The 21,339-nt window shown below is 66.7% G+C and carries 22 protein-coding genes; 4 read left to right on the plus strand and 18 right to left on the minus strand.

Annotated elements, in window-relative coordinates; genetic code table 11:
- Positions 1–145 precede the first annotated feature (145 nt).
- The 13 genes from ACM0PB_RS00345 to ppsR form a co-directional block, all read right to left on the minus strand.
- Entirely contained in the window at positions 146–2,533 is a 2,388-nt protein-coding gene (locus tag ACM0PB_RS00345; RefSeq protein WP_414604899.1) for a Tex family protein, read from the minus strand.
- Positions 2,534–2,740: 207 nt separating this feature from the next.
- A complete protein-coding gene (locus ACM0PB_RS00350; RefSeq protein ID WP_005417149.1) occupies positions 2,741–2,956 on the minus strand; it encodes a hypothetical protein in 216 nt (71 codons plus the stop codon).
- A gap of 385 nt (positions 2,957–3,341) precedes the next feature.
- Complete coding sequence (locus tag ACM0PB_RS00355) at positions 3,342–3,746, minus strand: hypothetical protein (protein ID WP_088123871.1); 405 nt, start codon at positions 3,744–3,746, stop codon at positions 3,342–3,344.
- A gap of 44 nt (positions 3,747–3,790) precedes the next feature.
- Positions 3,791–3,949: a PspC domain-containing protein gene (locus tag ACM0PB_RS00360; RefSeq protein ID WP_194430536.1), complete on the minus strand. Its 159-nt coding sequence runs from the start codon at positions 3,947–3,949 to the stop codon at positions 3,791–3,793.
- 112 nt (positions 3,950–4,061) lie between these two features.
- Positions 4,062–4,430: a YfeK family protein gene (locus ACM0PB_RS00365; RefSeq protein WP_065178532.1), complete on the minus strand. Its 369-nt coding sequence runs from the start codon at positions 4,428–4,430 to the stop codon at positions 4,062–4,064.
- A gap of 34 nt (positions 4,431–4,464) precedes the next feature.
- A complete protein-coding gene (phaC, locus tag ACM0PB_RS00370; protein ID WP_005417157.1) occupies positions 4,465–5,532 on the minus strand; it encodes a class III poly(R)-hydroxyalkanoic acid synthase subunit PhaC in 1,068 nt (355 codons plus the stop codon).
- On the minus strand, positions 5,529–6,578 hold the full coding sequence (phaE, locus tag ACM0PB_RS00375; RefSeq protein ID WP_065178521.1) for a class III poly(R)-hydroxyalkanoic acid synthase subunit PhaE: 1,050 nt from the start codon (positions 6,576–6,578) through the stop codon (positions 5,529–5,531). The genes phaC and phaE overlap by 4 nt, the downstream gene beginning before the upstream one ends.
- A 22-nt stretch (positions 6,579–6,600) precedes the next feature.
- Entirely contained in the window at positions 6,601–7,215 is a 615-nt protein-coding gene (locus tag ACM0PB_RS00380) for a CDP-alcohol phosphatidyltransferase family protein (RefSeq protein ID WP_019660264.1), read from the minus strand.
- Positions 7,216–7,744: 529 nt separating this feature from the next.
- The gene (locus ACM0PB_RS00385) at positions 7,745–9,106 is read right to left on the minus strand and encodes an MATE family efflux transporter (RefSeq protein ID WP_065178522.1); all 1,362 of its coding nucleotides are present in this window, start codon (positions 9,104–9,106) and stop codon (positions 7,745–7,747) included.
- A gap of 117 nt (positions 9,107–9,223) precedes the next feature.
- Positions 9,224–9,838, minus strand: a complete 615-nt coding sequence (locus tag ACM0PB_RS00390) for a DUF2239 family protein (RefSeq protein ID WP_065185766.1) — start codon at positions 9,836–9,838, stop codon at positions 9,224–9,226.
- A gap of 143 nt (positions 9,839–9,981) precedes the next feature.
- The gene (locus tag ACM0PB_RS00395) at positions 9,982–10,470 is read right to left on the minus strand and encodes an NUDIX hydrolase (RefSeq protein WP_005417168.1); all 489 of its coding nucleotides are present in this window, start codon (positions 10,468–10,470) and stop codon (positions 9,982–9,984) included.
- Positions 10,471–10,512: 42 nt separating this feature from the next.
- Positions 10,513–11,022, minus strand: a complete 510-nt coding sequence (locus ACM0PB_RS00400) for a DUF1249 domain-containing protein (RefSeq protein WP_032954273.1) — start codon at positions 11,020–11,022, stop codon at positions 10,513–10,515.
- Positions 11,023–11,199: 177 nt separating this feature from the next.
- Positions 11,200–12,021, minus strand: a complete 822-nt coding sequence (ppsR, locus tag ACM0PB_RS00405; protein WP_005417170.1) for a posphoenolpyruvate synthetase regulatory kinase/phosphorylase PpsR — start codon at positions 12,019–12,021, stop codon at positions 11,200–11,202.
- Between the two features lie 144 nt (positions 12,022–12,165).
- On the opposite strand from ppsR, the gene ppsA reads away from it, so the two are divergent.
- Positions 12,166–14,544 carry a phosphoenolpyruvate synthase gene (gene ppsA, locus ACM0PB_RS00410; protein ID WP_053499806.1) on the plus strand — a complete coding sequence of 793 codons (2,379 nt, stop codon included), beginning with the start codon at positions 12,166–12,168 and terminating at the stop codon, positions 14,542–14,544.
- Positions 14,545–14,689: 145 nt separating this feature from the next.
- Complete coding sequence (locus tag ACM0PB_RS00415) at positions 14,690–15,589, plus strand: mechanosensitive ion channel family protein (protein ID WP_065186198.1); 900 nt, start codon at positions 14,690–14,692, stop codon at positions 15,587–15,589.
- Positions 15,590–15,721: 132 nt separating this feature from the next.
- Here ACM0PB_RS00415 and ACM0PB_RS00420 read toward each other — a convergent pair whose 3' ends face one another.
- The 4 genes from ACM0PB_RS00420 to tadA all read right to left on the minus strand — a co-directional run bounded on the left by ACM0PB_RS00420 (position 15,722) and on the right by tadA (position 19,235).
- Entirely contained in the window at positions 15,722–16,837 is a 1,116-nt protein-coding gene (locus ACM0PB_RS00420; RefSeq protein ID WP_065178524.1) for an alkene reductase, read from the minus strand.
- Positions 16,838–17,045: 208 nt separating this feature from the next.
- Complete coding sequence (locus ACM0PB_RS00425; protein WP_005417175.1) at positions 17,046–17,918, minus strand: EcsC family protein; 873 nt, start codon at positions 17,916–17,918, stop codon at positions 17,046–17,048.
- 144 nt (positions 17,919–18,062) lie between these two features.
- Positions 18,063–18,635, minus strand: coding sequence for an oligoribonuclease (gene orn, locus ACM0PB_RS00430; protein ID WP_065178525.1), 573 nt, complete (start codon positions 18,633–18,635; stop codon positions 18,063–18,065).
- Positions 18,636–18,710: 75 nt separating this feature from the next.
- A complete protein-coding gene (gene tadA / locus ACM0PB_RS00435; protein ID WP_005417177.1) occupies positions 18,711–19,235 on the minus strand; it encodes a tRNA adenosine(34) deaminase TadA in 525 nt (174 codons plus the stop codon).
- A gap of 184 nt (positions 19,236–19,419) precedes the next feature.
- Here tadA and ACM0PB_RS00440 point away from each other — a divergent pair, with 184 nt between their 5' ends.
- Complete coding sequence (locus ACM0PB_RS00440) at positions 19,420–19,857, plus strand: acetyltransferase (protein WP_065186149.1); 438 nt, start codon at positions 19,420–19,422, stop codon at positions 19,855–19,857.
- A gap of 34 nt (positions 19,858–19,891) precedes the next feature.
- Here ACM0PB_RS00440 and ACM0PB_RS00445 read toward each other — a convergent pair whose 3' ends face one another.
- Positions 19,892–20,398, minus strand: a complete 507-nt coding sequence (locus tag ACM0PB_RS00445) for a GNAT family N-acetyltransferase (protein WP_065186199.1) — start codon at positions 20,396–20,398, stop codon at positions 19,892–19,894.
- A gap of 246 nt (positions 20,399–20,644) precedes the next feature.
- On the opposite strand from ACM0PB_RS00445, the gene ACM0PB_RS00450 reads away from it, so the two are divergent.
- The gene (locus ACM0PB_RS00450) at positions 20,645–21,316 is read left to right on the plus strand and encodes a hypothetical protein (protein ID WP_262219862.1); all 672 of its coding nucleotides are present in this window, start codon (positions 20,645–20,647) and stop codon (positions 21,314–21,316) included.
- The last annotated feature ends 23 nt before the right edge of the window (positions 21,317–21,339 follow it).

Genomic DNA, 21,339 nt, shown 5'->3' on the forward strand with positions numbered 1-21,339 from the left:
CGAGCAACGGGTGGTGCTGGCGTCATGGCCCTCCCCAGCAACAGCGGGGTGGCCGGACGCCTCCCCTCAAGCGCAAGTGTGCGCAATCACGGGGAAAATCGACAAGTCCCCCGCCACGAATCAAGTGTGACGGGGAACGCGGTCCTCAACTGCGCTTGGCGCGCGCGAAGGCCTCGGCCAGGGCGTTGTTGGCCGGGGCCGCGGACGCGGCGGGACGGCCGCCATTGCCTTGGCCCCGGTTCAGCCCGCGGTTCTGGCCGCCTGCATCGCGGCGCGGACCCTGCCCATGGCCGCGCTCATCACGCTGTCCCGGGCGGCTGGTGGCTTGCCCGGGGGTATCGTCCAGGCGCCGGGTCAGGGCGATGCGCTTGCGCGCCACGTCCACCTCCAGCACCTTCACCTTGACGATATCACCGGCCTTGACCACGTCGCGCGGGTCCTTCACGAACGTATCGGAAAGCGCCGAGATGTGGATCAGGCCGTCCTGGTGCACACCGATATCGACGAAGGCACCGAAGGCCGCCACGTTGCTGACCACACCCTCGAGCACCATGCCCTCGCGCAGGTCCTTGATGTCCTCGACGCCCTCGGCGAAGCGTGCCGCCTTGAACTCGGGGCGTGGGTCTCGGCCCGGCTTCTCCAGTTCCTTGAGAATGTCACGCACGGTCGGCACGCCGAAGGTGGCATCGGTGAACTGCTCGGCCTTCAGGCCGCGCAGGAAGCTGCCATCACCGATCAGCGCCTTGATCGGGCGCGCGGTGCTGGCCACGATGCGCTCGACCACCGGGTAGGCTTCCGGGTGTACCGCCGAAGCATCCAGCGGTTCATCACCGTCGGCAATGCGCAGGAAGCCCGCGCACTGTTCAAAGGTCTTCTCGCCCAGGCGCGCGACCTTCAGCAGGTCCTTGCGGCGTTTGAACGGGCCGTTCGCATCACGGTGGCGCACGATGTTCTCGGCCACCGTGGCCGACAGGCCGGACACCCGCGACAACAGTGCAGCCGAAGCGGTGTTCACGTACACGCCCACCGCGTTCACGCAGTCCTCCACGCGGGCATCCAGCGCGCGCGCCAGGCGGTACTGGTCCACATCGTGCTGGTACTGGCCGACACCGATCGCCTTGGGTTCGATCTTCACCAGTTCGGCCAGCGGGTCCTGCAGGCGGCGGGCGATCGACACTGCCCCACGTAGCGACACGTCCAGCTCCGGGAACTCCCTGGCCGCGAACTCGGACGCCGAGTACACCGACGCGCCCGCCTCGCTGACCACTGCCTTCTGCAGCTTCGGGTTGCCAGCGACCTTGATCGCTTCGCCGGCCAGCTTGTCGGTTTCGCGGCTGGCAGTGCCGTTGCCGATCGCGATCAGTTCCACGTTGTGCTTGGCGCACAGCTGCTTGATCGTCTGCAGCGACTGCTCCCACTGGCGACGCGGCTCGTGCGGGTAGATGGTGTCGGTGGCGACCAGCTTGCCTGTCGCATCGACCACCGCAATCTTGCAGCCGGTGCGGATGCCCGGGTCCAGTCCGAGCACGGTCTTCGGGCCGGCGGGTGCCGCCAGCAACAGGTCCTTCAGGTTGTCGCCGAACACCGCGATGGCTTCGGCTTCGGCCTTTTCGCGGGCCTGGTTGAACAGGTCCAGCAGCAGATGGGTGTGCAGCTTGGCGCGCCAGGTCAGCCGGCACGCATCCAGCAGCCAGCGGTCGGCGGCGCGGCCCTGGTCGGCGATGCCGGCCTTGCGCGCCACGCGTCCTTCGGCGTACTGATGGCCAGCCTCGGCATCGCTGCCCGGGTCCAGTTCCAGGAACAGGATCTCCTCGCGGCGCGCACGGAACAGTGCCAGCAAGCGATGCGACGGAATCTTCGCCAGCGCCTCGGCATGCTCGAAGTAGTCGCGGTACTTGGCGCCCTCGGTTTCCTTGCCCTCGGCGACGCGGGCACGGATCACCCCGGTCTCGCCCAGCCAGGTGCGCAGTTCACCGACCAGCGCGGCGTCTTCACCCCAGCGCTCCATCAGGATCGCGCGCGCGCCTTCCAACGCGGCCTTGGTGTCGGCTACGCCCTTGTCGGCGTCGACGAAGGTGGCCGCGAACGTCTGCGGGTCCTGCGTCGGGTCGGCCAGCAGGCCATCGGCCAACGACTCCAGGCCGGCCTCGCGGGCGATCTGCGCACGGGTGCGGCGCTTGGGCTTGTACGGCAGGTACAGGTCTTCCAGCCGGCTCTTGGTATCGGCGGCCAGGATGTCATTGCGCAGCTCGTCACTGAGCTTGCCCTGCTCGCCGATGCTGGCCAGCACCGCCGCGCGACGGTCCTCCAGCTCGCGCAGGTAGGTCAGCCGGGTTTCCAGGTTGCGCAGCTGGGTGTCGTCCAGGCCACCGGTCACTTCCTTGCGGTAGCGCGCGATGAACGGAACGCTGGCGCCTTCGTCGAGCAGGCCGACGGCGGCGCGTACCTGGGCGGACTGGGCACCGATTTCGTCGGCGATGGTCTGGGCGATCTGCTGGGCGAGCGCGCTCTGGGCGTTCTTGGCGTCGTGCATTGCTTCAGGTCTGTGCCGCGTTTCGGGAAGCCCCCATTCTGGCAACCCACGACGGAGCCGGACAAGGCATTGACAGGCGGCGAGGTTCAGCGGCGAAGCCGGATTGGACGCCGGCATCCTGGCAAAGAGCGGGCTCGGACTGGCCCGGGGCTGGGATGCCGGCGCGGGCGCGCGATGGTGGGCGCGCCCTGCCGCGTGTTGCGACGGTCAGCGGTAGTGGCGGGCGGCGCGCTGCATGACGATGTCGTCACGCATGCCTTCCAGGGCCATCAGGCGGACCTTGCCGACACCCTGCAGTTCCATGAACCGCTCCGTGTAGAACTCCGGCCCCAGCGCGGTGTCGGCGCGGGATTTGCTGAAGCCGTAGGGCACCACGCCCTTCTCGCCATCCTTGCTACCACCGACATAAAGAACGATTGCCATGTGATGTATTCCTCCAAATTGCTACTGCGTACTGCGTTCGATGAGCGATGCTGCGAGCTCATCGAGGGAGAGCTTACCGCGTCGAACCTGACTGGAACGTCACGAAGGCTAATGACGATCGGTTGCATGCAGATGACTGCGGGATCGCAGCAGAATGCTTACGGATCTTTAACTTCCGGCTAACGAATCGGTGGGGGATTCCCGCCAACGGCGCAGCCCCTCGTGGGTGGTTTGGTTGGTCGCGGAAAGCCGGTTTCCTGTGGGCTGGCCGGGAGGGTGGGTAGGCCGGGGACGCCGTGAACCCAACCCGACCGACCAGCGCGAGGGTTTTGCATTTGACAACCAGGCATCACCACCCACGAGGGGCTGCGCCGTTGGCTGGAAACTACGGCCACCAACCACGCCCGAACCGGGCGAAATGATCGGCCGCGCGTTCGAACGGATTGCGTGCACTCACCCCGCCGCACAGCAGGTACACCGGCAGGTACAGCGGCCCCAGCACCATGTACTGGTAAACGTGCGCGCGCTCGTGGTCGTCCAGCCGGATCAGCGGCTCCACGCCCCACCCCGCCTGATGCGCATAGGTCCGGCAGCAGATGCCGAGGTCATGGCCGGTATGCAGGATCACGTTGCCCAGGGTGATCGCACCGCCCGGCCCCCACGGCCAGTGATCGAACACCACGGCGCAGTCCCGCCCGCTCCATCGCAGCGTCGCGCCGCCAAGCATGCCGGCCAAGCCGCCGATCAGGCCGATCAGTGTGTTGGGCAGCGTCCATGCGGCGCCCAGCATCTGCAGCGCGCGCAGCCAGAGCGGCCAGGATCGAGCGGCGGTGTTCAATCCGCCTCGTTCGGAATCAGCAGCCACAGGATCAGGTAGATCAGAATGCCGGGGAAGGCGGCCGAGCCGATCGATACCAGCACGAACACGATCCGCACCAGGGTGGGGTTCCAGCCGAAGCGATGGGCAATGCCGCCCATCACGCCGGCAATCATGCGGTCGTTCAATGAACGCGACAGCGTCTTGGGCGTGGTGTTCACGGCGGTGTCTCCTCGGCTTGCTGGCAGAATCAGTCGAGCACGCCGCGACTCTACACCGCCTCCGTGTCTACGGCGTGCGGAGACGCAGCGCCTGCAGGCGCGCACCGAACCAGGCGGCCGCGGTCTGTTCAGGCTGCCCCGGGCACTGGATGCGGTAAGGCTTCCCGCTCATGCTGCTCTGGCTGGCGGCGCGCTCGATGAACTGCTCGGCGCTGTCCACCATGTCCTTCTTCAGCAGGTAGTCGTACTTGCGCTGCAGATGAGCGCGCGCATCGCCGCCGTCGTACCAGCTGCCATTGCGCTGGAAACGGCACTGCGAGCCGTCCAGGCTGGAAATCAGCTGGGCGATCTCCCGGCGTGCATCGGCACTGGGTACGGCGTGGGCAAATTGTGCTGCCAGCAGTGCCGCAAGAATCAACGAAATCCGGTACGTCATCATCCCCCCCAGGTCAATCGAGCATGGCTCGACTCTACAGGTCACGCGCCTTCAACCAGCCATCGATCGTGGCCGGCACTTCGCGCTGGGCGCGGCCGGACACATAGATACCAATGTGGCCACCGCGGAAACTGGACTCGGTGTAGTCGTCCGTGCCCAGGCGCCCACGCATCGCGCGCGAGGCGTCCGGCGGTACCAGATGGTCCTGCTCGGCATAGATGTTCAGCACCGGCAAGGTCACCTGCGACAGATCCACGGCTTCCTCGCCGATCCGCACCGTACCGTTCACCAGTCCGTTGCCCTGGTAGAACTGCTTGATGAAGTCACGGAACGCCTCGCCCGCCAGGTCCGGCGAATCGAAGATCCATTTTTCCATGCGCAGGAAATCCTCCAGCGCCGCCTTGTCGTCGAGGATATCGAGCAGACCGACGTACTTCTGCACGTTCAGGCGGAATGGCTTGAGCATCAGGTAGCTGGCATTCATCAGGTCAGCCGGTATGTTGCCCAGCGTATCCACCAGCAGATCCACGTCCACCTGCCGCGCCCAGTGCGAGAGCATGTTGTCGGCCGTCTGGAAATCGACCGGGGTGACCATGGTGATCAGCTTGCCCAGCTTCTCCCGGCGCAGCGCGGCATAGCACAGCGCGAACACACCGCCCTGGCAGATGCCGAGCAGGTCGATCGGGCCGCCACTGCGCACGCGCAGTGCATCCACCGCACCATCGATATAGCGCAGCAGATAGTCCTCCAGCGTCTGGAAGCGCTCCGAACGATCCGGGTAGCCCCAGTCCAGCACGTACACGTCCTGCCCGAGCGCCAACAGCTTCTGCACCAGGGAGCGGTCGGCCTGCAGGTCGACCATGTACGGCCGGTTGACCAGCGCGTAGACGATCAGCAGCGGCGTGCGCCGGGTCGGCGCCTGTTCGCCGACGAAGCGGTAGAGCACCACCTTGCCGTCGCGCCACACTTCCTCGCGGGCGGTCACGCCATAGTCAACGTCTTCCACCTGCGGCAGCAGCTTCAGCCCTTCCATCAGCTTGCGCTGCATCGCCAGGGTTTCCTGCATCAGGTCATCGGCGTTGAAGCCCAGCGGTCCCTTCATCGGTCACGTGCCCGTGAGGTGGTGCGAGATTCGGACTTTTTGGCAGCCGCCTTCTTTGCCGGCGCGGCCCTCTTCGCGGCCTTGCGGGCGGCTGGCTTCACCTTCGCCGGCGTCGGCTGCGCCACCGGATCGACCGCAGCGGTTCCAGCCAGCACCGCCACTTGTGCCTGCAGCCGGCGCAGGCTGCGCTCCAGCTCGGCGATGCGGCGGTGTGCGGCATCCATCTCGCTGCGGGTCGGCAGGCCGATACGTTCACTCATCTGTTCCACCTCGCGCTGCAGGCCGGCGCGCAGACGCATCTGCGCGTTGCCCAGCGAGGCGTACACCTGCTGGAACGGTTCGGACATGGCGACCTTGGCGTAGGCCTCCTCGGCCACTTCGATCCACAGGTCGAACATCGCGCGGGCGCTGGTCAGCTGGCTGCCGGGCTGCTCGTGCTCGGCCAGGCGCTGCTCGAACAGCGCGAAGGCCTCGTCCAGTGCCTGCTTGATCTGATCGACATAGGCGCGCGAATGCTGCTGGTATTCCTCCTGCGCACGCAGCAGGGCCTGCCAACGCGCCTGGTGCTCGCGGCCGGGGCCGAATGCCGGGCTCTGCAGCCACGGGCCCGCCTGCAGCTGGAACTGCTGCAGCCAGGCGGCGAACTCCGGAACCGCGGCGCCGGCGTGGGTGCTGCCACGGGCGCCCTGCAGCATCCATTGCAGCATGCCGTCGCCCTGCCCCTGCACCGCCTCGCGCCAGGCCTGGGCGACGTCGGCACTGCTGGCGTCGCGGCCGGCAAACCGTGCGGCGACCTCCTGCATGGTGCCGTACCAGCTGCCCGCCTGTTCGCGGAACCGGCGCACGGCATCTTCCGGCGCGCCGGGCGCCTGTTCGGGCAGCAATTGGCCCCACCAGTCAAACAACCGTTGCCAGCTGCCGGGGTCGTCACCGGCAGGTGCAGCGGGCGCGCCCGCATGGCGCAGAGCATCACCCCAGGCGCCGAAGTACTGCCGGGCCAGCGTCTCGAAATCGCTACTGCCGGCATCGTGGGCCGAGCTGGTCATCGCAGGCCTCCGCAGGGCTGGCTCATGGCTTGGGGATACGCAGGGTCTTGCTGATCATCAGCGACCCGGACAGGGCGAACAACAGCACCATCGGGTGCAGCTGCCACGGTCCGATCTGCCACTGGCCGAACCAGATGTTCTGGCCGATGGCATCGGTGCCCGCGGCGATCGCCAGTACGATCACCAGCACCAGGCTGGTCGGGATCGGGGTGCCCTCGAAATACGTGACCTTGCCCTCATCGCCGGTCATTGCCTCGGCTGTGACGTTGTAGCGTGCCAGGCGGCTGACGCCGCAGCAGACGAAGTAGCTCAGCACCAGCCAGTCCCAGCCACCCTGCATGCCGCAGGCATAGGCCAGCGCCGCTGGGGCCACCCCGAAGGAGATCACGTCGGACAGCGAGTCCAGCTCGCGGCCCAGGGTGGAGCTGGACTTGCGCCAGCGCGCGATGCGCCCATCAAGGGCGTCGAAGATGAAGGCCAACGGGATCAGCGCCATGCCGAACAGCAGGTAGCCACGCTCGCCGTCCTGCAGGAAGCGCATGGCGGCAAATACCGCACCGGTGCCGCAGAAAGCATTGGCCAGGGTGAACCAGTCGGCCAGCTGGAACTCGCGCAGCATCGAGAAGTGACGTTTCATGGGGACTCACGGAGCATCAAGGCCCACAGGTTACCGCGAGCGCCGTCGCTGGTGACAGCGCTGACGGGGTCCACCCTTCACCGCCCCCTCACCCGCCCTCACCGGCGGTGAATTTTTCGCCACCCATCTTGACAGCCTAGGGGGGTGGCGCCTGTCGCGGCTTATCCACAAAGTTGCCCACGCGTAATCCACACCCCCTGTGGACAACCAGATCTCACCGACTGCGACGGTGGACATTTCCTCATCACCCTGACGCGGGGTTTCCCTACTTCCCAAGCCGCGAGGTCGGCGCTATGGTCACCGGCGGGCCCGCCGCCGCCACGCCCGATTCCTGGTGACGGGCGATGATGATGCCGGATGCTTCCACCCTGGCCGCGCAGCTGCGAAGGCCCCGCCGCAGCGCCGCACTGGCGGTCAACACCCTGTGCTTGTACTTCCGCCTGCTGCTGGCGCAGCGGCGCTGAAGTGGTAGAGCCGGCCGCTGGCCGGCTGCCCCTGCCATTCCGGGGTGCCGGACGGCGGCAGGCAACTACCCAGCCTGCACCCGCCGCCAACGCGCGAAGCACAACACCTGCAGCACCAGCATGGCCAGCAACCCCAGCGGCCACGCCCACCACACGCCGGCCAGCCCGTGCTGCGCCTGCATCCACATCGCCAGCGGCAGTTCCACCAGCAGCACCGCTGCCATACCCAGCAACGCTGGCAACCATACCGTGCCGCTGCCGCGCATCACCCCGACAAGCACCGCGCTGATTCCCATCGCCAGCACGCCCCACACCACAGTGCGCAGCTGCAACGCAGCCAGCTCGCGCACGTCGGCTGCCGCCAGGATCAGCCCGGTCAGCCCGCGCGCCAGCGCCACAACCAGCACCACCACCACGCTCAGCGTCGCCAGCGCCACCAGCACACCAGTCCGGGCGATGGCCGGCAGCCGTGCTGTACGCCCGGCGCCCATCGCATGCGCCGCGAGGATGGTGGCGGTGATCCCCAACGACATTGCCGGCAACTGCACCCAGTTCATCAGCTGGTTGACCGCACCGTAGGCGGCCGTAGCGGTGTAGCCGTAACGGTTGATCCAGCCCAGCAACACGATTTCGGCGACGGCCAGGCTGAGCATCTGCAGCGAGGAGGGTATGCCGATGCGCAGCATCGATCGGATGATCGCGCCATCGAAACGAATGGCATGCAACAACTCAGGGCCCGGTGCCAGGGGATGTCCTGCCCGATGCCAACGCAACAACAGCCAGCCCAGGGCCAACAGCGAGGCAAACGCCGCCGACACCGCCGCACTGGCCGATCCCAGCCGCGGCAGGCCGGCCCAGCCCAGAATCAGCAGCGGCGTGCACAGCAGGCCGACCGCCGTGGCCAGCAGCAGCGCATGCAGCGGCGTCTTCGCATCGCCTACTGCGCGGCTCACGGCAGTGGCCAGCCACAGGAGGAAGAACGCCGGCGCCGCCAGCAGCAGCACGCGCGCGTAGACGATGGACTCACCGAGGATCGGTGCCGGTGTACCCAGTGACATCAGAAGCTGTGGTGCGAAACCGCTCCCCAGAGCCATCACCAGCACCGACAGCACAAGGATCAGCGCCACCGCACTGCCAGCCACCGCGCGCACCTGCTGCGGCCGACCCGCGCCCCAGGCGTGCCCGATCAGCACCATCGCGCCGGTCGCCAGGCCCATCACCAGGGCCAGCAGCAGGAAGAAGACCGGGAAGAACGCAGCGGCCACGGCCACCGCCTGGGTACCGAGCAGATGGCCGAGGTAGATGTTGTCCAGCGTGCCTGCGGCCAGCTGCAGCGCATTGGTCAGCAGCATCGGCAGCAGCAGGGCCAGGTAGGTGCGCCACAGAGGCGGCGCGACCAGGGGCGTGGGATGTACAGGGGAGTTCATGGGGTTCTCTGGGCAAGGCGCTGCCCTGCCCGGCGTTTCCACCAGCAAAGCAAGCACAGGGGACCGGGCCGTGGCCCGCGATCAGGTGGCGCCGCCGTTCAACGACGGCGCGATGGATCAGCCGTCAGCGCTGTCGAACGCCAGACGCAGGGCGTGGTCGCGCACATCCCTGGGCCAGGAATGCAGCACCGCTTCCAGGCCCGCACGGTCGTGCGCGAACAGCACGCGGATGGCCTCCTCGAAGCCCGGCAGGTCGCCGACGATGGTCTGCAGGAAGTGATAGGCGCGTTCGGCATCGCGACGCCGGCGGTCCTTGTCCGCACCGGCGCGGCTGGCCGTCTCCACCAGTTTTCGCAATGCCACCGAGGCGCCGCCCGGCTGCTCGGCCAGCCAGGCCCAATGGCGCGGCAGCAAGGTCACTTCACGGGCGACCACGCCCAGCTTGGGGCGGCCACGGCCACGCGGGGTCGCAGCGTCTTCGGCAGTGATTTCGGCATCCGCCTCGTCAGAGGGGGGAAACGCTTCGGTTACCCGCGCCAGCAGTTCCTCGTCACTGCCGCGCGTATCGAAATCGCGGGTGCGACCGGTGGCGTTGTCGAACACCAGCAATGGTCCGGCAGCGTTGTCGGCGCGCAGCCGCTTGAGCGCCAGTGCCGCCACTTCCGGGCTGCCGCAGGCAACGAGGCGATGGCCGTCGAAACAACTGAAGGGAGGGAGTCGGGACGCAGGCATGGCAATGGCATCAGAGGTGATGCGCGAATATTGCCCGGGTAATTTATGGCTGTCAATATTGCCCGGGCATTAATCGACCAAAAGAGCGTGCCAACCCAGATTGGCACTCCCCGGAATGGTTGGCACCTCCCCGATTCACCGGGTCACAGCCGGCTGTAGGACCAACTGACCATGCGCCCGTCCTTGTACGGCATCACGCCGTGGAACGGGCGCGGGTCGGCGTCGAACACCAGCGGCAGGAAGTTGCGGTCGCCTTCCCACATCGGCAGCGTGTCCAGCTTGTCCAGATCTACCCACTCCAGCGTGCCTTCGTGGTTGCCGCCGTGCGGGGTACCTTCGAAGCTGTCGATGACGAACACGAAGCCCAGCCAGTCTTCGCCGTGCTTGCCGAAACCGGGCCAGCTGAGAGTGCCGCGCAGGCGCATGCCGGTGCAGTCGATGCCGGCTTCCTCGGCAATCTCGCGGCGCATGCTGGCCGCCACGTCCTCGTCCGCTTCGATCTTGCCACCCAGGCCGTTGTACTTGCCGAGGTGATGGTCACCGGGGCGCGTATTGCGATGGATCATCAGCACCTGGCGACGATCGGGCGACAGCACATAGCCCAGAGTGGCGACGATCGGGGTGTACGGCATGGGGCGGCATCCAGCGGCAGGTCAGCCCTGGATTATGGCCGATCAGCGCACGAGCGACAGGCGGCGCTCGGCAGGCGCGCCGGCGCCATCGGGGTCACGGCGCAGCGTTGCGACGCCGTGGCCGCGCTCGGCCAGGTATTCCAGCCACTTGCCGAGGAAGGTGTTCATCCGCATGCGATGACTGATCAACTCCGCCGGCGGCGGGTACAGGCCCATGGTGTCCTGCCAGCGGCGGCCGACGTAGCAATGGGTGGTCTCGGCCTGGCGCGCGTCACGGTACAGGCGAACATAGGCCGAGGGATCCGGCTCGCCGGTGACCGGGTCGGCAATGTCGTAGGTCAGCCGCAGTTCCACCGTATAGCGGTGGCACTCGATCACGTCCAGGCGGACATCCAGGCCGTCGCCGATCGAGGAAATGTAGCTGCCCGCCGCCAGTCCCGCCGGTTCGAACAGGCGCACCAGATGGCGGTAGTTCTCCGCGTACAGGCCCATCAGCCAGCTCAGCCGGCTCAGGCGGGGAATGCGTTCGGTACGGGGCAAGGCTCGGGCCATGGGTCGATCCTACACGTTGGTGCTTCAACGTGGGGGCGCCTCAAGCCACAGCCAACCCGACGACGACGATCCCCCTGCAGGGCCGAGCCCACGCTCGGCTGCGCTTCGGCCAGAACCCGGTGGCCCAGCCGAGCGTGGGCTCGGCTCTACGGGCGCAGCCAGGCGCGCCGGAAAGGATCAATACAGCTCGCGCTGCAGCCCCAATGTGGCCAGCACCTTGCTGGAAATCTCCTCGATCGAGGTGTGGGTGGTGCTCAGGGTCGGGATCCGCTCCATGCGGAACATGGTCTCGGCCGCGGCCACCTCCCGCTTGCAGGTGTCCAGGTTCGCGTAGCGCGAGTTCGGACGGCGCTCCTGGCGGATCTGCTGCAGGCGGTCCGGATCGATGGTCAACCCGAACAGCTTGCGCCGGTAGTTGCGCAGGCGCGGCGGCAGGCGGTCGCTTTCCAGGTCCTCGTCGGTCAGCGGGTAGTTGGCCGCGCGCACTCCGTAATGCAGAGCCAGGTAGATGCAGGTGGGCGTCTTGCCGGCGCGCGACACCGCCACCAGGATCACGTCGGCATCGTCATAGTTCACTGCGATGCCGTCGTCATGGGTCAGGGCGAAGTTCATCGCGTTGATGCGGCGGTGGTACGTGTCGAAATCGACCATGCCGTGGGCCTGGCCGACCCGGGCCAGGCGAGGGCTGGCCAGTTCGCGCTCCAGTGGCTCGATGAACGGCGCGAACACATCCAGCATCAGGGCACCGCTGTCGGCCAGGATCAGACTCAGGCTCTGGTCCACGCAGGAGTTCACCACGATCGGCCGGACCTGGTACCGCTCCCCCGCCGCCTGGATCCGGGCGCAGGCTTCACGCGCTTTTTCAGGGTCATCGACAAACGACATCCGATCGGTAATGAAGCTGAACCCGGAGAACTGGGTCAGCAGGCTATGCCCAATGGTTTCAGCGGTGATACCGGTTCCATCGGAAACGTAGAACACCGGACGGATGGTCGACATGCGCGCTTTTACCCCCTACGAAGCTTAAAAAGGCCGCCAGCACAAGCTTGTGCCGACGGTGCTCTGCCCGGCATCATATCGGCTTCTTCCTACGGACGCGGCCACTCAGCCCGCCTCGGGCGATGGCCAAACGGAGCATCGCGCTTGAACGAGAACATCCTGTGGTTGCACGAACTGCGTCTGGCCGATCTGGCCCGCGTAGGCGGCAAGAATTCGTCCCTGGGCGAGATGATCGGCAACCTGGCCGGTCTGGGCGTTTCGGTGCCGGGCGGTTATGCCACCACCGCTGAAGCCTTCAAGGACTTCATCGCGCACAACGACCTGTCCAAGCGCATCTTCGACAGGCTGGCCACGCTGGACGTCGAGGACGTCAACGCGCTGACCGCCGCCGGCAAGGAAATCCGCGGCTGGGTAATCGACGCCCCGCTGCAGCCGCAGCTGGACCAGGACATCCGCACCGCCTACGCCAAGCTGAGCGCCGAGAATGGCGGCGGCGACGTGGCCGTGGCCGTGCGTTCGTCTGCCACTGCCGAGGATCTGCCGGATGCGTCCTTCGCCGGCCAGCAGGAAACCTTCCTCAACGTGACCGGTGCCGACGACGTCGTGCACAAGGTCAAGGAAGTGTTCGCCTCGCTGTACAACGACCGCGCCATCGCCTACCGCGTGCACCACGGCTTCAAGCATGAGGACGTGTTCCTGTCCGCCGGCGTGCAGCTGATGGTGCGTTCGGGCGTCGGTTCCTCCGGCGTGCTGTTCACCCTGGACACCGAGTCCGGCTTCCGCGACGTGGTGTTCGTCACCTCCTCGTTCGGCCTGGGCGAGATGGTCGTGCAGGGCGCGGTCAATCCGGACGAATACTACGTCTACAAGCCCACCCTGCAGGCCGGCAAGCCGGCGATCCTGCGCCGCTCGCTCGGCAGCAAGGCGATCCGCATGGTGTATTCGGATGTCCCCGGTGAGCGCGTCCGTATCGAAGACACGCCGGCCGAACTGCGCACCACCTTCTCGATCAGCGACGAGGACGTGCAGGAACTGGCCAAGCAGGCGCTGGTCATCGAAAAGCACTACGGCCGCCCGATGGACATCGAGTGGGCCAAGGACGGTGTCAGCGGCAAGCTGTTCATCGTGCAGGCGCGCCCGGAAACGGTGAAGTCGCGCAGCCACGCCACCCAGATCGAGCGCTTCGCGCTGACCGAGAAGGGCGGCAAGGTGCTGGCCGAGGGCCGTGCCGTCGGCGCCAAGATTGGTTCGGGCGTAGCCCGCGTGGTGAAGACGCTGGACGACATGAACCGCGTGCAGCCGGGCGACGTGCTGATCGCCGACATGACCGATCCCGATTGGGAACCGGTGATGAAGCGCGCCTCGGCCATCGTCACCAACCGCGGTGGCCGCACCTGCCACGCCGCGATCATCGCGCGCGAGCTGGGCGTGCCGGCCGTGGTTGGTTCGGGCAACGCGACCCAGGTCATCGAAGATGGCCAGCTGGTCACCGTCAGCTGCGCTGAAGGCGATACCGGCTTCATCTACGAAGGCAAGCTCGGCTTTGAACGCACCACCACCGATCTGGGCAACATGCCGCCGGCGCCGCTGAAGATCATGATGAACGTGGCCAACCCGGAACGTGCCTTCGACTTCGGCCAGCTGCCGAACGCCGGCATCGGCCTGGCCCGCCTGGAAATGATCATCGCCAGCCACATCGGCATCCATCCGAATGCGCTGCTGGAATACGACCGCCAGGATGCGGCGACCAAGAAGAAGATCGACGAGAAGATCGCCGGCTACGGTGATCCGGTCAGCTTCTACGTCGACCGCCTGGCCGAAGGCATCGCCACCCTCACCGCCTCGGTCGCCCCGAACGCCGTGATCGTGCGCCTGTCGGACTTCAAGTCCAACGAGTACGCCAACCTGATCGGCGGCAGCAACTACGAGCCGCACGAAGAGAACCCGATGATCGGCTTCCGCGGCGCCAGCCGTTACGTCGATCCGAGCTTCTCGGCCGCCTTCGCGCTGGAGTGTAAGGCCGTGCTGCGCGTGCGCAACGAAATGGGCCTGGACAACCTGTGGGTCATGATTCCGTTCGTGCGCACCCTGGAAGAAGGCCGCAAGGTCATCGAGGTGCTGGAACAGAACGGCCTGAAGCAGGGCGAGAACGGCCTGAAGATCATCATGATGTGCGAAGTGCCGTCCAACGCACTGCTCGCCGATGAATTCCTGGAAATCTTCGACGGCTTCTCGATCGGCTCCAACGACCTGACCCAGCTGAGCCTGGGCCTGGACCGCGACTCGTCGATCGTCGCGCACCTGTTCGACGAACGTAACCCGGCGGTGAAAAAACTGCTGTCGATGGCGATCAAGTCGGCACGTGCCAAGGGCAAGTACGTTGGCATCTGCGGCCAGGGCCCGTCCGATCACCCGGATCTGGCCGAATGGCTGATGCAGGAAGGCATCGAGTCGGTGTCGCTGAACCCGGACACCGTGGTTGATACCTGGCTGCGCCTGGCCAAGCTCAAGGCCAACGGCTGATGCCGTGATGGGCTGACGTCGCTTTCATCGACGTCCGCCCATACTGCTGCTGCACGCAAGCCCCGCCTCTGCGGGGCTTGCTGTTTCTGGCGTCCACGCACGCCCGGCCCCACGCAGACATCGCTACGCAGCAAAGGACTTCCGCATGATCGCCGCCGCACCTCCCACCCCCGCCCCCGCCGCAACGCCCTGGTTCCACTCGCTCAACTGGGAGCGCCTGCTGGAAACCTACGGTGTGCCGTTACTGGCCGCCATCGTGGTGCTGCTGGTGGGCCTGTGGGTGGCGCGTCGCCTGTCCAACGCGATGCCGCGCGCCACTGCGCGCATGGGCGTGGACCCGATGCTGGGCAGCTTCCTGCGCAACGTGGTGTACGCCGCATCGCTGGTGATCGTGGTGGTGCTGGCCATCGGCACGCTGGGCGTGCAGATCACGCCGCTGCTGGCCGTGCTCGGCACCGCCGGCCTGGCCGTTGGCCTTGCCCTTAAGGATTCGCTGTCCAACATCGCCTCGGGCGTGATGCTGGTGACACTGCGGCCGTTCCGCGTCGGCGATGTGGTCACCGTGGCCGGACAGACCGGCACGGTGCGCGAAGTGCGCATTTTCCAGACCGTCATCACCGGTGCCGACAACCAGCACACCACCATTCCGAACACGCTGATCACCGCCGCACCGATCATCAACCTGACCGCCGAGCCGACCCGCCGCGTCGAACTGGTGATCGGCATCGGCTACGAGGACAACATCCAGCTGGCGCGCGATACCGCGCTGGCGTTGATGAAGGCCGACCCGCGCGTGCTGCAGACGCCGGCACCGGACGTGGTGGTGTACGAGTTGGGGGCGCACGCGATCAACCTCGGCATCCGCTGCTACGTGAAGTCAGCCGACTGGTTCGGCACCAAGGTCACGCTGCTGGAGCAGCTGAAGCTGGGCTTTGACAGGGCCGGCATCAACATCCCGTACCCGCAGCAGGACATGCACCTGTACCTGCATGGGAAGGATGGCGGTGTGGTCGAGGCGGACGCGCTGGTGCGCGACAAGCCCTGATCCCAAACAGAAATGCCGGCCAGCGGCCGGCACTATCCTGCCCCGCGCCCCCCTGGTAGTGCCGGCCGCTGGCCGGCACCCACCCATCTCCATGCACCGGTAGTGCCGGCCGCTGGCCGGCAGCCTTCAGGATCAGGCCGCGACGATCTCTTCCAGCGCCGGGTAGTCGATGAAGCCCACCGCACCACCGCCAAAGAACGTCGCCCGATCCGGCGGGTTCAATTCCGCCCCCAGACGCAGACGCTCCGGCAAATCCGGGTTGGCGATGAACGGGCGACCGAAGCCGATCAAGTCGGCCCAGCCTTCAGCCAGTGCCTGCTCGGCGCGCTCGGCGGTGTACTTGCCGGCGTAGATCAGCGTGCCCGGGTAGACCATGCGCAGCGCCTGCTTGAACGCCACCGGCATCAGCGGTGCATCGTCCCAGTCAGCTTCGGCGATATGCAGGTAACCCACGCCCAGCTCACCCAGCAGGTGCGCCGCGGCCAGATAGGTGGCCTGCGGCGTATCGTCAACCGCGCCCTGCAACGTCGTCAGCGGCGCCAGACGAACACCGACGCGGTCACCACCGGCTACCGCGGTCACCGCCTGCACTACCTCGCGCAGGAAACGCAGCCGGTTCTGCAGCGAGCCGCCATAGCCGTCGGTGCGCTGGTTGGCCTGCGAGTCGATGAACTGGTTGATCAGGTAGCCATTGGCACCGTGCAACTCCACGCCATCGAAGCCTGCGTCCAGCGCGTTGCGTGCCGCCTGGGCGTAGTCGGCGACGATGCCCGGAATCTCGTCTTCGCGCAGCGCGCGCGGCATCGAATGCTGGATCATTTCGCCCACCCCGGCTTCGGGACCTGCCCCGGTCGGGTCGACGAACACCTTCACGCCTTCCGCCAACAACGCCGACGACGACACCGGCGCGGCGCCACCCGGCTGCAGCGCCACGTGCGAGACCCGGCCGACATGCCACAGCTGGGCGTAGATGCGACCACCGGCAGCGTGCACGGCATCGGTCACCCGGCGCCAGCCCTGCACCTGGTCCGGGCTATGGATGCCCGGGGTCCAGGCATAGCCCTGGCCCTGAGGGCTGATCTGGGTGCCTTCGCTGACGATCAGGCCGGCGCTGGCGCGCTGCGCGTAATAGGCGGCCATTTCGGCAGTGGGCACGTTGCCGGCCGACGAGCGCGAGCGGGTCATCGGCGGCATCACGATGCGGTTGGGCAGGGTCAAGGCGCCCAAGCGGTGGGGAGTGAACAACATGGCGGCGATCTCTTGCGGGGGGGACTGCCGCAAAGGATGGGGATGCCAGCTGCCAGGCAACAGGCATGCACTGGCAAAACAATTGTTCCCCGAAGGCAAGGATGGCCCGCCGGGGGGCAGAGCCCCTTCCTGCGGAACGGGATCCGGCCCCGCGCGCAACCGGGGTCGGATCCCTTTGCACCGCAAAGGGCTCCGACCCCGAAGCCGGTTACAGCGTGGGTTCGATCAGCACGCCGCCATGCGCCACCCGGTCATAGCAGGCGCGCACCACATCTTCCCCATACTTCAACTCCAGCCGGCGCACGATGAAGTGACCACGCGCCATGTCCTGGTAGTAATCGGTGAACATGGTATTCAGTGTTGCACCCGCGGCCGCACCAACGATCGGCACCGCCTGCGCAGCGAATTTCTCGGTAACAACCACGCCGAAGCGCGCCGCCACCTTCTCCACCATCTTCGCCAGCAGCTTGCCGGCTTCCTTCGGCGCCACGCCCAGCGTCAGGTCGCGGCCGGTCACCACCCGCCCGGCCAGCTCGGCCGACAGGTGGCGCATCACATCGGTGGTGAAGCCGCGGGCCAGGTAATAGCCCGTCTCGCTGGCGTCATCACGCGGCGAGTTGCCGCCCAGCGCGAACACTTCCAGGCACGCCTGGCGGGTGCTGAACTCGGACAGGTCAAACCCCTCGCTGCGGGCGACGTCGGCCACCGCACGCATCATGATCGTGGTCGACACCGGCAACTCGATGAGCAGGGCGGCAAAGCCGAAGGCACCGCCGACCGCACCGGAGGTGGCTGCCGCCAATTTGTGCCAGCGGGTCGACGCTCCCTTGCCGGGCGAGTTGTCCATGCTCCACAGGGCTGCCTGCGCCGACTTGGACAGTGCCGCCTGCACCGCACCGTGGATGCGGTTGGAGACCGAACTGGGCAGCGCCTTCACCGCGAACTCCAGCGGCGTACCGACCAGGTTCGCCATGCGCGCGGTCAGGGTCGGCGCTTCCAGCAGGGCCACCGCGCGCTGCAGGTCGGACCAGTCGCGGGCGTCATGGGCGATGTCGCGGGGAAGCAGGATGGGCTCGTTCATGGCGCCGATGTTAGCGCCCGGAAGTTGAACGGTTCGTCGCGGGTCACGACAGTAAGGCGCGGATCCCGCGCCTTGCCGGCCAGCGGCCGGCACTACCCGTTGGTGTGTCACCCGGTAGCGCCGGGCCATGCCCGACGGCGTCGTTCAGGCAGCCGGCAACCCCGACAGCGCGCCCATGAACTGGCGGTAGTGGCGCAGCTCGGCGATCGAATCGTGCACATCGCTCAACGCGGTATGGTTGCTGTTCTTGCCGACGCCGGCGGCCACGCTCGGCGCCCAGCGCTTGGCCAGTTCCTTCACCGTGGACACGTCCAGGTTGCGGTAGTGGAAGTACTTCTCCAGCCTCGGCATCTGGCGATGCAGGAAGCGGCGATCCTGGCAGATCGAGTTGCCGCACATCGGCGAAAGACCGGCCGGAATCCACTGCGCCAGGAAGTTCACCGTCTGCGCTTCGGCCTGGCCCAGGGTGGTGGTGCTGTCCACCACGCGCTGCCACAGGCCGGAACGACGGTGCTGGTTGCGGTTCCACTCATCCATCGCTTCCAGCGTTTGCAGCGGATGGTGGATGGCAAACTCGGGGCCTTCAGCCAGCACATTGAGCTGGGCATCGGTGACCACGGTGGCGATCTCGATGATCGAATCGTTGTCGGTATCCAACCCGGTCATCTCCAGGTCGATCCAGATCAGTCGCTCGTTGGCCGCGCCGGTGTCCGCCATTGTGTCGCCTCGTTGCTGGGCAGGCGCGCGGCCTACCGGTGAAGGAAAGAGGCGCCCATCATACCCGTTCGCCCCTCAGCCCTCGCCCGCATGGTCTTCCAGCAGCAACGGCGGCTTGCCGCGCTTGGCGCGGAAATAATTGGTCAGGCGCATGCTGGCCTCCTTGGCCAGCACCCCACCGTGGATTTCCACCCGGTGATTGTGCCGGGCATCACCCAGCAGGTCGAACACGCTGCCGCAGGCGCCGGTCTTGGGGTCGCTGGCGCCGTAGACCAAGCGGGCGACGCGTGCATGCACGATGGCCATCGCGCACATCGCGCAGGGTTCGAGGGTCACGTACAGGGTGCTGCCGAGCAGCCGATGATTGGCCAGCCGCGTGCCGCCGGCGCGCATGGCCACGATCTCGGCATGCGCACTGGGATCGTGCGAGGCGATGTTGAGGTTCCAGCCCTCGCCCAGCAGTTGGCCATCGGCGCCCACCAGTACCGCACCGACCGGAATCTCGTCGAACTCGCGCTGCGCACGCTCGGCCAGCGCCAGCGCATGGCGCATCCAGTGTTCATCGGCGTCGTGCACCGGTACACCCAGGGCATCGGTCATGGCGGTTCTCGCGTGTCTGCAGGGCCAGGATGGCCGCCGGGGCCGCATTGTACGCCCGCGGCCGTGCAGGCGGCGCGGGTATCGGCGGTGCCATTGCGCGCGACCGGCGGTCCAAGCAGCGAGCGCGCTGAAGCCAGGCTGCAGGCCTCATACTGAGCCCTTCCGCAAGCACCTTGGTGAACCCATGACCACCCTCCGTCCCTCGCGCGCCGATGACGGCGCCGCCCTCGTCGACCTCTGGCGCCGTGCCGTCGACGCCACCCACGACTTCCTCAGCGCCGAAGACCGGCAGGCCATCGATGCCGAAGTCGCCAGCTTCCTGCCGCAGGCGCCGATGACCGTTGCGGTCGATGCACAGGATCGGCCACTGGGCTTCATGCTGATCGACGGCACGCACATGGAAGCGCTGTTCATCGATCCGGACGTGCGCGGCACTGGTATCGGCCGGCAACTGCTGCAGCACGCGCTGGCCCGGCATCCGCAGTTGAGTACCGACGTCAATGAGCAGAACGCACAGGCCGTCGGCTTCTACCTGCGCATGGGCTTCGTCGAAACCGGCCGCTCACCGCTCGATTCGCAAGGCCGTCCGTATCCTCTGATCCATCTCCGGCACGACGGCTGACATTGGACGGATATTCGAGGCCCGCCCCCGATCATCAGGCCGTGGCTTCGAATGCCGGTGAGTACTGCACCTCTCCCTGCGCCATCGACGGCCTCAGGTGCAGCGCCTGGAAGTACTCTGGCGGAACACCCGGCAGCACCAGGCCGGGCTCGGCGCGGAATCCGAATCGACCGTAGTACGCGGGTTCTCCCAGCACTACACACCCCTGCGCGTCCTGCTCACGCAAAGCGTCGAGCACTGCGTGCATCAGCGCCGCGCCAATGCCCTGCCCCTGCCATCCGGGCAGCACCGAGATTGGTCCCAGGCCAAACCAGCCCGTACTGCCATCGCTGATCGTCACCGGCGACAAGGCAACATGCCCGACGACCTGCCCGTCCTTCTCGGCGACCAGCGAGAGACTCAGCTCTCCACGCGAACGCAGTGCATCCACAATGAACTGCTCGGTGTGGCTGCTGTGCGGGGCTTCGCGGAAGGCTGCCTCGGTGAGTGCGTGGATGACAGCGCGGTCTTCGCGGATTTCAGGGCGGATCGTGCAGTTCAAGGAGGGCGCCTTCAATGAAGTGATGGACATGTGAATGATTGATTTCAGTCACGGATTCAGCAGCAGACCTGCCTCCGGCAGCAATGCCAACGTGATGATCGCGAGCCTTGTGCGGCAAGCGATCCGCCCGGGCAATGCCTCGCCGGGGCGTCAAAAATCCGTCTCCAAGGGTGGCACAGCGCTCCCGGCACGTTCCATAATCGAGAAACCTGCCACCCAGGAAGGACAGATGGACATGGACGCACGATGCAGGCTCGCGCCATGCGTGTAGCTCGCCCCGAACCCAAGGGGCGGCCGCTCCTGGCATTGCTCGCCCTCGTCCCGCTGGCGGCATGTTCGCCCTACGCCGACGCCGAGCGTGACGTCGCCGCGGGTGGACGCGGCCTGGCCAAACTCAACCCGGCGCCGAAGCAGGCCTACGAACTGGTGCTGACACTGAAGGACGCGCCGGGCCCGTTCGCGATCGTGGAGGGCGTGGCCCAGTATGACGTCAGCAACTACGAAGACTGCGGGCGGATACTGCCTGCAACAGGCACTGCGGGCCGCATCACCAGCCAAGAGCCCGTCACCCTGCACAAGGTCAGCGAGAACGAGTACCGCGGTACGTTCTACCTGGACCGCATGCTGGATGAGGACTACTACGGGCGCGGCGCCTGCGTTTGGACGCTGACGGGCGTCGGTGCGATGTTGCGCGCCACGACCAGCAAGGCGGATACGCGATTCCTGACGTTCGTCGACAAGAAGCGCATGGAGAACGACTCGCCTCTGACGCTTTATTACCCGAACCTTGTCTATCCGCGCGCCGACACTGTCGCCAATTTTGGTGCCAGTGGCGAGGAAGCTCCGTCGGGGTACAGCGAAGATCTGCGCGACGCGCTGTTCTCAACCACCACCACTGTGCAGAAGCTCACGCCATGAGCTGCCAGTGCCTCATTCACCCC

The sequence above is a fragment of the Stenotrophomonas sp. AR029 genome (genome assembly GCF_047520695.2).
GTDB lineage: Bacteria > Pseudomonadota > Gammaproteobacteria > Xanthomonadales > Xanthomonadaceae > Stenotrophomonas > Stenotrophomonas sepilia.

Bases quoted from the DNA above. Each gene is read 5' to 3' on its own strand.
- ACM0PB_RS00345 (WP_414604899.1), bottom strand. From the start codon at position 2,533: ATGCACGACGCCAAGAACGCCCAGAGCGCGCTCGCCCAGCAGATCGCC.
- ACM0PB_RS00350 (WP_005417149.1), bottom strand. From the start codon at position 2,956: ATGGCAATCGTTCTTTATGTCGGTGGTAGCAAGGATGGCGAGAAGGGC.
- ACM0PB_RS00355 (WP_088123871.1), bottom strand. From the start codon at position 3,746: ATGCTGGGCGCCGCATGGACGCTGCCCAACACACTGATCGGCCTGATC.
- ACM0PB_RS00360 (WP_194430536.1), bottom strand. From the start codon at position 3,949: ATGATTGCCGGCGTGATGGGCGGCATTGCCCATCGCTTCGGCTGGAAC.
- ACM0PB_RS00365 (WP_065178532.1), bottom strand. From the start codon at position 4,430: ATGACGTACCGGATTTCGTTGATTCTTGCGGCACTGCTGGCAGCACAA.
- phaC (WP_005417157.1), bottom strand. From the start codon at position 5,532: ATGAAGGGACCGCTGGGCTTCAACGCCGATGACCTGATGCAGGAAACC.
- phaE (WP_065178521.1), bottom strand. From the start codon at position 6,578: ATGACCAGCTCGGCCCACGATGCCGGCAGTAGCGATTTCGAGACGCTG.
- ACM0PB_RS00380 (WP_019660264.1), bottom strand. From the start codon at position 7,215: ATGAAACGTCACTTCTCGATGCTGCGCGAGTTCCAGCTGGCCGACTGG.
- ACM0PB_RS00385 (WP_065178522.1), bottom strand. From the start codon at position 9,106: ATGAACTCCCCTGTACATCCCACGCCCCTGGTCGCGCCGCCTCTGTGG.
- ACM0PB_RS00390 (WP_065185766.1), bottom strand. From the start codon at position 9,838: ATGCCTGCGTCCCGACTCCCTCCCTTCAGTTGTTTCGACGGCCATCGC.
- ACM0PB_RS00395 (WP_005417168.1), bottom strand. From the start codon at position 10,470: ATGCCGTACACCCCGATCGTCGCCACTCTGGGCTATGTGCTGTCGCCC.
- ACM0PB_RS00400 (WP_032954273.1), bottom strand. From the start codon at position 11,022: ATGGCCCGAGCCTTGCCCCGTACCGAACGCATTCCCCGCCTGAGCCGG.
- ppsR (WP_005417170.1), bottom strand. From the start codon at position 12,021: ATGTCGACCATCCGTCCGGTGTTCTACGTTTCCGATGGAACCGGTATC.
- ACM0PB_RS00415 (WP_065186198.1), top strand. From the start codon at position 14,690: ATGATCGCCGCCGCACCTCCCACCCCCGCCCCCGCCGCAACGCCCTGG.
- ACM0PB_RS00420 (WP_065178524.1), bottom strand. From the start codon at position 16,837: ATGTTGTTCACTCCCCACCGCTTGGGCGCCTTGACCCTGCCCAACCGC.
- ACM0PB_RS00425 (WP_005417175.1), bottom strand. From the start codon at position 17,918: ATGAACGAGCCCATCCTGCTTCCCCGCGACATCGCCCATGACGCCCGC.
- orn (WP_065178525.1), bottom strand. From the start codon at position 18,635: ATGGCGGACACCGGCGCGGCCAACGAGCGACTGATCTGGATCGACCTG.
- tadA (WP_005417177.1), bottom strand. From the start codon at position 19,235: ATGACCGATGCCCTGGGTGTACCGGTGCACGACGCCGATGAACACTGG.
- ACM0PB_RS00440 (WP_065186149.1), top strand. From the start codon at position 19,420: ATGACCACCCTCCGTCCCTCGCGCGCCGATGACGGCGCCGCCCTCGTC.
- ACM0PB_RS00450 (WP_262219862.1), top strand. From the start codon at position 20,645: ATGCAGGCTCGCGCCATGCGTGTAGCTCGCCCCGAACCCAAGGGGCGG.